Below are 12,000 nucleotides of genomic sequence, written 5' to 3' on the forward strand. Positions count from 1 at the left end.
CTTTGCGCTAGGCAATTAAACCGCTGCGCACACACGCGTGCCTTGGTCAATTGCGCGTTTTGCGTCTAGCTCTAACGCTTCATCAGCACCACCAATTAAGTGATAAGGCATGTTTAAGCCTTCAACGATATCTCGCATTGGCTCTTGGCCTGCGCAGATGATGATGTTGTCTACCGGCAATACTTGGCTGTTACCCTCTACCGTAATGTGTAACCCTTCGTCATCAATTTTATCGTAGCTTACCCCAGGGATCATGGTCACGCCTTTGGCCAGCAAGCCGACTCTGTGCGCCCAACCTGTTGTTTTACCTAAACCCGCGCCGACTTTGGTTGTCTTGCGCTGTAGTAGGAAAATTTCTCTTGGCGATGGCTCTGGCTGCGGCTTAACGCCTTCAATGCCTGCACGGGCCGAAAAGGTCATATCAATGCCCCACTCTTTCATAAATGCAGGAATGTCTTGGCTTGGCGTTTCTTTGCCATGAGACAAATACTCAGCGGTATCGAAACCAATTCCACCAGCGCCAATAATGGCTACTTTATTGCCAACAGGTTTCTTTTCTTTCAATACTTCAATATAGGTGAGCACTTTTTCGTGCTCAATGCCTTCGATCGCTGGCGTACGCGGCTTGATGCCAGTTGCAATCATGACTTCGTCGAACCCTTCATCGTTTAGCGCAGCCGCATCAACATAAGTATTTAGCTTAAGGGTAATGTTTTTATGAAGCTCAATTTGACGCTTAAAATAACGTAGCGTTTCGTAAAACTCTTCTTTGCCCGGAATTTGTTTGGCAATATTAAATTGCCCACCAATTTCGCTAGACGCATCGTAAATCACAACATCGTGTCCGCGCTCGGCAGAGGTCACTGCCGCTGCTAATCCCGCTGGGCCTGCGCCTACTACCGCAATACGCTTTTTGGTTTCTGCAGGTTTAACGTTTATTTCAAGCTCGTGACAGGCGCGTGGGTTCACCAAACAGCTGGTCATTTTGCCGTTAAATACATGGTCAAGGCAGGCTTGGTTACAGCCAATACAGGTATTGATTTCATCAGCTTTATTTTGCTGCGCTTTGCGCACAAAGTCTGGGTCTGCCAAGAATGGACGAGCCATTGATACCATGTCAGCATCGCCGCGAGACAGCACTTCTTCCGCAACTTCAGGGGTGTTGATACGGTTTGACGTAATTACTGGAATTGAAAGCGCCTCTCGGAATTTAGCGGTAACCCACGTAAATGCCGCTCGCGGTACTTTGGTGGCAATGGTTGGAATACGCGCTTCGTGCCAGCCAATACCGGTGTTAATAATAGTGGCACCCGCTTTTTCAATTTCTTTACCAAGTTCTACCACTTCATCGTAAGTAGAGCCGCCTTCAACAAGGTCAAGCATGGACAAACGATAGATAATGATAAAGTTTTTACCTACCGCCTCACGCACGCGGCGCACTACTTCGATAGGCAAGCGGATACGATTTTCATATTCACCGCCCCACTCATCGTCGCGGTGGTTAGTGCGCTTTGCAATAAATTGATTAAGGAAATAGCCCTCAGAACCCATGATTTCAACGCCATCGTAACCCGCACGCTGGGCTTGGGTTGCGGCAGTTATGAAATCTTCAATTTGCTTTTCTATCTCGTCAGCTTCAAGTGCTTTTGGCTTAAACGGGTTAATTGGCGCCTGTACCGCAGAAGGTGCCACAAGCTTAGGGCTGTATGCGTAGCGACCCGTATGCAGTATTTGCATACAGATTTTGCCACCCGCTATGTGCACTGCGTCAGTGACTTCTTTATGGTTTTTAACTGCTTCGTCTGTATCTAAACGAAACGTTGACGGATGAGTAGCGCCCTCTTCATTTGGCCCAATACCGCCGGTAACGATAAGCCCTACACCGCCTCTGGCACGTTCGCCGTAGAATGCCGCCATACGTTTGTGGCCATCGGGTAATTCTTCTAAGCCTGTATGCATAGAGCCCATGAGCACGCGGTTTTTAAGGGCAGTGAAGCCTAAGTCTAAAGGACGAAATAAATGAGGGTAAACGGGATGATCGGTAACGGTCTGATTCATGATACATTCCTGAAAGTTGTTTTGGCTTGGTAAAAGCCGTTAAAAAGCCTGTTTGAATATTCTTATTTGATGCGTTTCTGTAGTAGAAGCGCTCTTTATCTAAATGTTTACTTAATTTAATTTGCTACTTAGTTTATGTAATAGAGATCGTGTCGCGCGCCAGCCCAAACGTATGCTAATCATCAATGGGCAATTAGCTACAAGGGAAACGCGCTTTCATACATTCACTTACGAATTCATTTTTTTAATCGCTGGGTGCAATGGCGGATAATCAGGCAGCGTTTTTGTTTTTTGTGCTTCCATGGCTTTAAACACATCTTCCATTTGGAACATGCCCGCCTGCCACGTGGCCATATAAGTCAAGCTCTCTGCTACCGTGTGTTCTGCCGCGTAGTTAATCATAGTCTTGGTGCCTGAAACCGCTAGCGGCGAATTCATTGCAATCTGCTGCGCTATTTTCATCACTGCTTCTAGCATTGATTCTTGGTCGTCAAATACCTGATTTACAAAGCCAAGTTGCTGCGCTTCTGCGGCACCAAAGTTGCGACCTGTATAAGCCAACTCTTTAACAATGCCAATAGGAATAAGCTTGGGTAGCCGTTGCAGCGTGCCGACATCAGCGGTCATGCCTAATTGGGTTTCTTTTATGGTGAAAAAAGCGTCTTGGGTGCAATAGCGCATGTCGCATGCACTAAGTAGGTCAACCGCACCTCCAATTGCCCCGCCTTGGACTGCGCCGATAACCGGCATACGTGCCTGCTCTATAGCGGTAAAGCTATCTTGAAGTAACATCACCATACGGCGCATGCGTTCAGATCTGCGCGATGGGTCGCCCTTAAAGTCTTCTTTCATATTCAGAAACACCGATAAATCCATACCGGCAGAGAAATGCTTACCTGTAGATGAAATAACGATTACCCGTGCTTTGGCTTCATCATCTATTTCTCGAATGGCTGCCGGTAGCTCTGTCCAGAACTCTGGGATCATGCTGTTCATTGCTTCAGGGCGGTTAAGTACTACGTGGGCGATATGGCCCTCTTGTTTTACTTCTAATGTAGAGTACTTCATGGTTTGCGCTGTCTCCTTGGGCTGTTCCTGTTAACAAATTTGCAAACTAGACAGCGTCAAGATAAAAGGCTATGTTGACACTGTCAAGATAAAACGTAATCTATTCGTCTCAATCATGAAGTTGGAAACATTTGGTTTATGGCTAATGCAGTACAAAGCTACCATCACGGTGATCTTCGCAGTGCGCTAATAGAGGCAGCAACTGCGCGTTTGTCTGAACACGGCGTTGATAGTTTATCTCTTAGAAAGCTGGCAGAAGATGCGGGGGTTTCACGTACTGCACCGTATCACCATTTTAAAGATAAAAGTGCTTTGTTGAGTGCTATCGCGGCGAAAGGCTTTAGCGACTGGCATAGCGCAGCAAAGCGCATTTTTGAGCAAGAAGATAAAACACCGCAGGTACGTTTTCGCGAATTTGTGCACGAATACATTGGCTACGCCGCCGACAACCCTGAAATGTATGAACTGATGTTTGGGCGCACTATTTGGCAAAATCAAGCGGCAACTAACGACTTAAAAAGCGTTGCGTTCCCTTGCTTTCAATTTCAGGTAACTATGACCCGCTATTGGCAAGACAAAGGGCTGCTTCCAAACAATCAGGATGCACTGAGACTAGCACAGGTGACATGGGGCACGTTACACGGTATTGCGCGTTTACTTATTGACGGCATATACGCTGACAGCAGTCATATCGATGAGATGTGTGATTGTGCAGCGGATTTATTTATGCAAAAGCAGGTGTAAACGTCTTATCAACACAACTACTTGAATATAGCGTTGCGCTTGTACGCCGCGAAAGGCGTTTAACTGCCTAGAGCGGAAAAATAGCCTAGAGCGGAAAAATAACCTTCAAGAGACGATCAGCACTGCATGATAAAAGTGCTGCAAGCAAATGGATGCTTAAAACGGATGAAATGCCAGAGCGAGACGAAGGCTCGCTCGTAGCACTTTTTCAGTTACGCCGATTCTGCTTTAGCCAAAGATACTGGCTGACCTTCGTGCGTCGCTTTAATAAACTCAGCAGCACGTTCGGCAATCATGACGGTGGGTGCGTTAGTATTGCCACCTATTAAACTTGGCATCACCGAAGCATCTACCACTCTAAGACCTGCTATGCCCCTTACCCGTAACTGAGTATCAACCACTGCCATCTCATCGTCATCGCTGCCCATTTTACAGGTACCAATCGGGTGATAGATTGTTTCAGCGCGCTCACGCAAAAACTCTAATATTTCTTCATCTGTTTGTGCTTCTTCCCCAGGGTATAGCTCACTGCCTTGGAACTTGTCGAAGTCAGGAGCCGATAGTAGCTTACGAGCAATACGCACACCTTCAATCATAACTTGCTGGTCTTCTTTGGCAGACAAGTAGTTCGGGTCAATAAGCGCTTGATCAGCAGGATGGTTGCTTTGAAGCGATATAGTTCCTCGGCTTTTGGGGTATAGACAGCATACATGTAAGCCATAACCGTACCCAAAGGCCAACTGTCTTCCATGGTCATTTAAGATTGCAGGTAAGAAATGAAACTGAATGTCAGGACCTTGCGTTGCTAAACTTGAACTAACAAAACCACCGGCTTCAGCAATATTTGAAGAAAGAATACCTTTGCGTTTAAACGCGTAGTCTGCAGTGGCTTTCACATAGGAAGGCAACGCTCCGAATGCCACGGCATAACCCTCTCTGGCTTTACAGGTATATTGCACAATGGCATCAAGGTGGTCTTGTAAGTTTTGTCCCACACCAGGCAAGTCTTGCTGTACAAAAATACCTTTGTCTTCTAACTCTGCTCTTGGTCCAATACCTGACAGCATTAGAAGTTGTGGAGAGTTTATCGCACCGCCACAAAGAATGACTTCGCTTTTAGCGAAATAGCGGTTTACTGCGCCTTTTTCACGTACCTGAACGCCAATTGCACGCCCTTCTTTTAAGAGCACTTTTTCGGCAGCCACTTTTGTTAAAACAGTTAAGTTATTACGATGCTTTGCCTGCGTTAAGTAGCCTTTTGCTGTTGAGCAGCGCTGGCCGTTGGCTTGTGTGACATGATAGTAGCCCAGTCCTTCTCTATCGTCTCTGTTAAAGTCGTTAAGCTGTTGATAGCCGGCAAATGACGCAGAGTTTACAAATGCGTCTGACAATACGCTGGTATGCCTTAACTTGCTAACATTCAGTGGGCCGCCGGTGCCGTGGTATTCATCAGCACCTTCTTCAAAGTTTTCGGAGCGCTTGAAATAAGGCAACACATCTTCAAATGACCAGCCCTCAGCCCCCTCTTCATTGGCCCAGCGGTCGTAGTCTTCCTGTTGTCCGCGAATATAGCACATGGCGTTAACTGAACTGCTGCCGCCTAAAGTTTTACCGCGAGGCCAAAACAGCTCTCTGTCATACATCTCTTTTTGTGGCGCCGTATGATAACCCCAACCTATACCCTCAAACCTACTCAGCAAAGATAAACCAAAAGGAATATGAATAAGTGGGTTGGTATCTTTCGAGCCAGCTTCCAATAGCAAAATATCTAATGCAGGATTTTCCGATAATCGAGTGGCTAGCACCGCCCCGGCAGAACCGCCGCCTACAATGATGTAATCGTATTTGCTGAGTACTTCGCTCATTTCGCCGACTCCTTGAGGGCAAGACTTTTAAATGTTAATAAAACGTTGTGGTACGACCAGATTAGCAAACAATACTTCATCAATAAAAGACTTAAATTGTAAGATTTAAAAAATCTAATAATCCTGATAACTTAAGTGCTGTAACGGTATTACCCCTATCCAATAATAGCTAACTACAAGCCATCGCCTAATAAAATTAGGCTAAGAATGAACGTTGACCAATAACCTTTCGTTTAAAGACAAATGCAAAGTCTACCTCGCACAATGGCTTGTGAAATGGGGTAAACTCACGCACGATGATTTCACAAAGTCAGAACTAGAAACGCTTGTAAAAGGCAGCTTTCCTTACTCATTCACTTTCAATATCCCCATGGGAACTGGCACGGTTACCGTGCTTGAGGGAAATATCACGCTAGATAGTGAAAGCAACCGTATTGGTCTTCAGTGCCTTGCGGCACTTAATATTGTGGTAGCTTCTACAACTATTTATCGCGCTCACGTGGTGTTCACTGTGTCAGCATCGCCTCATTACGACAAAAATATGAGCACGCTTTATCTAACCGGCCTTTCCACTGATAGTGTCAGTTTAGTTAACGATGATTACGCGCTTATTAAAGACACGCAGTTTTTAGTTTCGCGCTTCTTTCCTAAAAGTGTAAATACACTCCTTGGCGGCTCGTTAAAGTCAGCCCTATCGCTTTTTAGCGCCGGAACGTCTGATATTGCAGCGGATTATTTACAGGTCTATTTAACGGGTTCGAAACAAGCTGTTTTGGAATACCACATTCCTCACATTAATAACGCGATCAAACAACAAATTACCCAAGAAGACTTAAGCCATGCTATGCGTGGTGACCACTGGCGCGAGGTACTCTTCTCGAAACTAGGTCAAAACGTACGTGTAGAAGACGACGTACTGCGCTTCTATCTCATCGAATAGCACTTAGTCTGCAAATTACGCATGCTAGTGATCTGACACAATAGAAACAGGCACGGTATCCACCTGCTCACCAATATCATCAATATTTAGCCTTGGGTCGTCCACGCTCGCTTCTAGCATGTCGAATGCCTCTTTAACGTAGCGCGCTAATGGTTGTAACGATTCGATATTTTTATTGCAGCACACCAACCCAACATTCGCAGTGCCCGCGTAGGTCATAAGCGTAATATTTACCCCGCCCCCAGGCGTCATGGTAGAAATGGGATAGCAGGCTAATAACTCCGCATCTTTTAGATACCTTGTATCTTTGGGGCCAGGTACGTTTGAAATTAGAATATTTGCAATGGGTTTAACTAGACTAGATAGCTTTAACCATTCGAAAACCAGTGCTAGAGATTGAATAGCAATGGTATACCCACTAAATGCCGCAGGGCGCGCATGCTGCGCTGCATTTTTAACAATACGGTGATTCACCACAATCTGGCGCAACCTAAGGTAGGGGTCGTTTTCGCCATGTGCTAACTCCACCGGTACAATAGCTATTTTATTACCTGTGGTTTTCTCACCGGGTTTGCGCAAATTAATCGGCATATTGGTGAATAAGGCTTTTTTAAATACCTGACCATGATCTTGTAGCAACTTATGCACACCGATATCAAAGGCGCATAGCAATACCTCGTTCGCGGTAGAGCGCGTGCGTCTTGCAAGTTTCTTTACTCGCTTGAAGTCTAAGTCCATAGTTGCCACGGCCCTACCCGCTTTTACCTGCCCAGTCAGCACTGTTTTCGTGCCCGTAAAAGGAATAGGCATATAATTTGGATTTACACGCAGTACTTTCATAAATATGCGAATAAAGATGATGAGTAAATCGAACGCTGTTTTTAACGCATAGCCCACCCCAACTAAGCGCTTGTAAAAACTCACCGAGTCTCTACGCTTGTGACGAAGCCGCTTCACTGCCCAAACAGGTGTAAACTTTGTTTCGTGAGAGTTGGAAACGTACCCAGCCTGAAACCAGCGTACTAAAGTCGCACCATCACCATACATATGGTGAACGCGAGCATAAATGGCAAATGTTTCGCTATTATCGTCAAAAATAAAATGGTATTGCCACAAAGGTTTGTCAGGGTCTAACCGCGACGCATGTAACCTCGCAACAAAGGCGTCCAGCGCCTCTCGGTTTGTAATATCTGCCACTCGATGAATTTGCACATGATAGTCCATGTTTAGCTTTTTCACCGGCGAAAACCCAACAGGGTAACCTAGCACCGTTTTTACCGAACAGTTGAACGGAGAAGTAGCGCGAGCAAAGCTTCTTATTTCTTGGAATAACTGAGGCACATATTCAGTACTTTTTGCCCCTTTTGGAATTGCGAGTAGCTGCAAGCAAGCAACATGTTTGGGGTTCTCGTCTGACTCTGTTATCCAAAATGACTTATCTAAGAAACTGAGCGTTTTTGCCATTACTATTCCTTTACGCGAAGTCTAAGGGTGACGGGGTTGAGGCATTTCTCACAAAGTCATGTGAGTTCAGCATCTGTTCTAGCTCGTGCTTTTGTTCATCAGGCAGCGTCAGCCTTGGCAATACACTCACCATCATGAGTGATAGAGCATGATAACGCTGCATTGTGCTATCCATATGACTGTTTAGCTCATCAAACTGACAAGACTGGGTAATAATTAAAGATATCAAATCTACTAATAGCGCCCTATCTCCATTTGAGGCAATAAGAATATCTCGCTTCGATAGTGACTCGAAAAGAAACGCTAATTGTTTATTTAAGCTAGATAGGATGTGCTGCCTAGGCCGCACAATACTCGGGTATTTTTCCGCCAAGTCAGCTGGACTGCGATAGAAGAAGCGAAATACATGAATGCTATCGATAAGAAGATACAGGTAGTACATGATTTCTTCAGGGTGAAGCGTGTCGAGCTTTTCTCGATTTAGCACCTTCTGCATTTGTTGTTCATGCATTTTCATCAGCGCACTAACTAGGCTGTCTTTACCTTTAAAGTGGTAATAAAGGTTTCCCGGACTAATATCCATTTCGACGGCGATATCCACACTGGTTACCGTGTTTTCGCCGTGCTCATTAAATAATGTTAGCGCGGTGAGTAGTATTTTCTGCGCGGTTTTCATAGTTCAGTTCGACCCTTTGCCAACCCTATGCGTTAGTTTTTGCTAATGGAACACCTTACATAAACACCAAATAAAGTTGGGCAACACCAGCTAACATTCCTAAAATAGCGCCCGTTACGATGAGTTTCCACTCATCTTGTTGATAAGCTGGGCGCAACACCCCTTCGAATTCTTCAACACTCAGTGCCTGCATGCGCTCGCTCAAATCGTGTCCAATCTGCATAGCATTGTTGGCATAATCAAAGGCATAAAGTAAGTATTTATCGGAATTATCAAATATTTGACGTACGGCTAGAGCCTTCATTTGATGGTAATTTTCTGACCCCACACCTAACGCGAAATAAGGCTGAGCGATAGCAACGTAACGTTCAATAGCATCATTAACATGAAGCTCAATTAGCTCTAAAAGCTGCGCAGAACCAGAACCGTGCAATATAACGTGGGTAATGTTTTTCGGCGTTATCAGCTTTTTTTCAATAATGCTTGAGTAAACTTCTGATACTTCTTTTTGCCGCTTTAAAAACATACCCTGAATAGTAATAGGCCCGATTTTTCGTGGGCGTTTGGGCTCAAATATAATTTTGATGGCAATATAATTAGTCGCATAACCCACAAGCAAGCCGCCTAGGGGTAATATCCACCATGCTTGATAGAAATACCAAAGCAGCATGGTCGGTAAGCCGAACAGGAAGCCGAAATAAAAGCCAGAACGCACTATAAACGGAAATTCTTTGCTGCCGGCGGTTAAGAAAATCTCATTGACAAGTTCTGGGGTGTTAACCAGTTGTTCAACCACCAACTCTTTAATATCTAAAATTTCTGAAACGTTATGCTGAAAGTCGTCCACCATTTTGTGGACCACATTGGGGATGTCGTTTTCGATACGCTGGTAAACTAGATTTTTGCCTTGGACAGGCAAAGCAGCCCAAAGTTGAGGCGCTGACTGGGCCATTACGTCATTAACAACTTTGCGAATAACCTGACCTAAGCGGCGCTCGATAGCCTTCGTTAGCTCATCTGCATCTAAACGCTGGGCTAATTCTTCAACACTTAGCAATTTACCTAAAACTAGCTCTACCTCAATCTCTGCCATTTGACGACGCTTAGCAGGAATGAGCCCTTGCCAGCCAAGGAAAGGTTTAATACCAACGAACTCTATGGGGTAAAACATCATTTTTACCGCCAAAAAGTTAGTCAGCCATCCAACAATAGCGCTAATTAAAGGAATTGATAGCAGGCTTAGCGTTTGAAAATTCCATTCCATACTACAAAAAAGAGGTCCACATTATTATTTTCTTTCTCAGGCTACTGAGTGCTCATGAAATGGTCAACGTAAAAAACAAAATTACTGCTAATTGTTGATTGAAAACAAGTCTCTGAGAGTCTAAAAATTTAAAGATAACGCTTTGACTCCCGCGCAATAAGAGCAACGCGGTTAATTAAGTAAAAGGGTTTAGGTAGTGGATTCTAAATTTACGCCATACACTCACTATAGCGTAGAAACCGTTGTTGATGTGCGCAGGCTTATCACATGCTTTTTGACAAATGTCGATAAATGCGCCTCTTAGTAAACAGGGTTTAAAATACGTATCTATCCTTTTACTGGTGTTAACCGCGCCTGTTCGCTCGTCTTATAAGAAAAGGCAGCAGCGCTCATCAATTAAAATAGGTAATCGTTATGGCAGTATTCGATTTTCGGTTGAAAAAGCTTGAGCATGAGATTGAACATGCAAGCAGTTACGATGAATATGAAGCCGCGTGCCTAGCGCACGATGCGCTGTCTGGCGCTGACGAGTGGAAAGCAGAAGATGCTAGCGATGACTATGATTACAAGCTTATTCGAAAGCGGGTTCAGCGCTTACAACTTGCTAGAGGTAAAGGTGATTTACCTGCACTGATGTCAATACTGCACGAAGGATTACACGGCAACTTGGGCAATATTGCCAACCCTATACTGCTTACCCAGTGCAAAATTGGCACTAAATACCTTATTGAACAGTTTATTGATGAAGTAATATTGGCATTAGAACAGATCTATAATGCCGACGAGCAAGACGTAGACTTCTATGAAAAGCTGTCATTTTTTGACGAAACTGCGCACGCCTTCGGGCGAAGCTGCCTTATGCTTTCAGGAGGAGCTGGTTTAGGTTTTTTTCATGCTGGTGTGGTCAAGTCGCTAAATGAAAAGAATTTACTACCTACCGTCGTGTCTGGCTCTAGTGCTGGGTCGATCATTGCTGCGATGTTAGGTACGCGAACGCACGATCAGTTGCTAGAAGCTCTCAGCGCGGATTTTATCTACGAGACTTTCAAACATTGGCGAAGCTTTGCCGGTCTTGGTAAAAAAGGACTATTTGATAGCTCAGTACTTGAAAATGCACTGATTGAACTGTTCGACCTTACAACCTTTGAAGAAGCCTTTAAGAAAACTGGCCGCCACATAACTGTGACGGTATCTCCTGCCGACCTGCATCAGCATTCACGACTGTTAAATGCCAAAACCTCGCCCAATGCTATTATTACCCAAGCGGTACGTGCATCTTGTGCGGTACCCGTTATCTTTAGCCCTGTGCAGCTGAGAGCGAAAACTCCGTCTGGCGAGATAGTTCCTTATATCCCTAACCGACGTTTTGCCGACGGTTCGTTAATGGCTGACCTCCCCTACGAACGGTTAGCTAGGTTATACGGTGTCAATCACAGTATCGTAAGCCAAACAAATCCACTAGCGGTGCCGTTCATTTCATCAAATCGCATTGATCCCAACTCGCTATGGGATATGTCGGCACGTCACATTGGACAACTTGCAAAAACCAATAGTATTTTCGCTATCGATATCATTGAACGTTTGACTGGAAATAAGAGCGCCAAGCTAGCAATTCATAAAGTACGTTCTATTATTGATCAGCAGTATGTAGGCAATATCAATATTTTACCAAAGCGCCAAATAAGGAATTTATCCCAGGTATTGTCTAACCCAACCCGCGAAAGTATTAACCAGTTAATTGTAAGTGGTGAGCGAGCATCATGGCCGCAACTACATGTTATTAAAAGAAATACCAAAATCAGTGAAAATTTACGGTATCATTTAGGCCAATTGAAAAAACGTGAGGCAGTAGAGCTTGGACACGAGGTTAGGTAACCTTTGTGTCGCTTGGTCTGTCCTGAATTGCTTATAGCAACGTAAT

9 protein-coding genes are annotated in these 12,000 nt (G+C 44.7%); 3 read left to right on the forward strand and 6 right to left on the reverse strand.

The window, feature by feature from the left end; translation table 11 throughout:
* Positions 1 to 15 precede the first annotated feature (15 nt).
* Positions 16 to 2,058 (reverse strand): oxidoreductase, encoded by a 2,043-nt coding sequence (locus ACYTPF_RS09535; protein ID WP_461852044.1) that lies wholly within the window; start codon positions 2,056 to 2,058, stop codon positions 16 to 18.
* 228 nt (positions 2,059 to 2,286) lie between these two features.
* Positions 2,287 to 3,126 (reverse strand): crotonase/enoyl-CoA hydratase family protein, encoded by an 840-nt coding sequence (locus ACYTPF_RS09540; RefSeq protein WP_461852045.1) that lies wholly within the window; start codon positions 3,124 to 3,126, stop codon positions 2,287 to 2,289.
* 138 nt (positions 3,127 to 3,264) lie between these two features.
* On the opposite strand from ACYTPF_RS09540, the gene ACYTPF_RS09545 reads away from it, so the two are divergent.
* Complete coding sequence (locus tag ACYTPF_RS09545; protein ID WP_461852046.1) at positions 3,265 to 3,870, forward strand: TetR/AcrR family transcriptional regulator; 606 nt, start codon at positions 3,265 to 3,267, stop codon at positions 3,868 to 3,870.
* Between the two features lie 212 nt (positions 3,871 to 4,082).
* Here ACYTPF_RS09545 and ACYTPF_RS09550 read toward each other — a convergent pair whose 3' ends face one another.
* Complete coding sequence (locus tag ACYTPF_RS09550) at positions 4,083 to 5,735, reverse strand: GMC family oxidoreductase (protein ID WP_461852047.1); 1,653 nt, start codon at positions 5,733 to 5,735, stop codon at positions 4,083 to 4,085.
* A 214-nt stretch (positions 5,736 to 5,949) separates the two neighbouring features.
* On the opposite strand from ACYTPF_RS09550, the gene ACYTPF_RS09555 reads away from it, so the two are divergent.
* Entirely contained in the window at positions 5,950 to 6,675 is a 726-nt protein-coding gene (locus tag ACYTPF_RS09555) for a DUF1439 domain-containing protein (RefSeq protein WP_461852048.1), read from the forward strand.
* Between the two features lie 24 nt (positions 6,676 to 6,699).
* On the opposite strand, the gene ACYTPF_RS09560 is transcribed toward ACYTPF_RS09555, so the two are convergent.
* From ACYTPF_RS09560 to ACYTPF_RS09570, 3 genes are read right to left on the reverse strand one after another with little or no spacing between them, the layout of a single operon-like run.
* Entirely contained in the window at positions 6,700 to 8,139 is a 1,440-nt protein-coding gene (locus tag ACYTPF_RS09560) for a wax ester/triacylglycerol synthase domain-containing protein (protein WP_461852049.1), read from the reverse strand.
* A 10-nt stretch (positions 8,140 to 8,149) separates the two neighbouring features.
* Complete coding sequence (locus tag ACYTPF_RS09565) at positions 8,150 to 8,815, reverse strand: TetR/AcrR family transcriptional regulator (RefSeq protein ID WP_461852050.1); 666 nt, start codon at positions 8,813 to 8,815, stop codon at positions 8,150 to 8,152.
* 55 nt (positions 8,816 to 8,870) lie between these two features.
* Positions 8,871 to 10,079, reverse strand: coding sequence for a DUF445 domain-containing protein (locus ACYTPF_RS09570; protein ID WP_461852051.1), 1,209 nt, complete (start codon positions 10,077 to 10,079; stop codon positions 8,871 to 8,873).
* Positions 10,080 to 10,493: 414 nt separating this feature from the next.
* Here ACYTPF_RS09570 and ACYTPF_RS09575 point away from each other — a divergent pair, with 414 nt between their 5' ends.
* Positions 10,494 to 11,954, forward strand: a complete 1,461-nt coding sequence (locus ACYTPF_RS09575) for a DUF3336 domain-containing protein (protein WP_461852052.1) — start codon at positions 10,494 to 10,496, stop codon at positions 11,952 to 11,954.
* The last annotated feature ends 46 nt before the right edge of the window (positions 11,955 to 12,000 follow it).

This window comes from Alteromonas sp. HB246098 (assembly GCF_054890645.1).

What these genes read in the sequence shown, in the direction of transcription:
- ACYTPF_RS09535 (WP_461852044.1), bottom strand. Translation starts at nt 2,058, where the DNA reads ATGAATCAGACCGTTACCGATCATCCCGTTTACCCTCATTTATTTCGT.
- ACYTPF_RS09540 (WP_461852045.1), bottom strand. Translation starts at nt 3,126, where the DNA reads ATGAAGTACTCTACATTAGAAGTAAAACAAGAGGGCCATATCGCCCAC.
- ACYTPF_RS09545 (WP_461852046.1), top strand. Translation starts at nt 3,265, where the DNA reads ATGGCTAATGCAGTACAAAGCTACCATCACGGTGATCTTCGCAGTGCG.
- ACYTPF_RS09550 (WP_461852047.1), bottom strand. Translation starts at nt 5,735, where the DNA reads ATGAGCGAAGTACTCAGCAAATACGATTACATCATTGTAGGCGGCGGT.
- ACYTPF_RS09560 (WP_461852049.1), bottom strand. Translation starts at nt 8,139, where the DNA reads ATGGCAAAAACGCTCAGTTTCTTAGATAAGTCATTTTGGATAACAGAG.
- ACYTPF_RS09565 (WP_461852050.1), bottom strand. Translation starts at nt 8,815, where the DNA reads ATGAAAACCGCGCAGAAAATACTACTCACCGCGCTAACATTATTTAAT.
- ACYTPF_RS09570 (WP_461852051.1), bottom strand. Translation starts at nt 10,079, where the DNA reads ATGGAATGGAATTTTCAAACGCTAAGCCTGCTATCAATTCCTTTAATT.
- ACYTPF_RS09575 (WP_461852052.1), top strand. Translation starts at nt 10,494, where the DNA reads ATGGCAGTATTCGATTTTCGGTTGAAAAAGCTTGAGCATGAGATTGAA.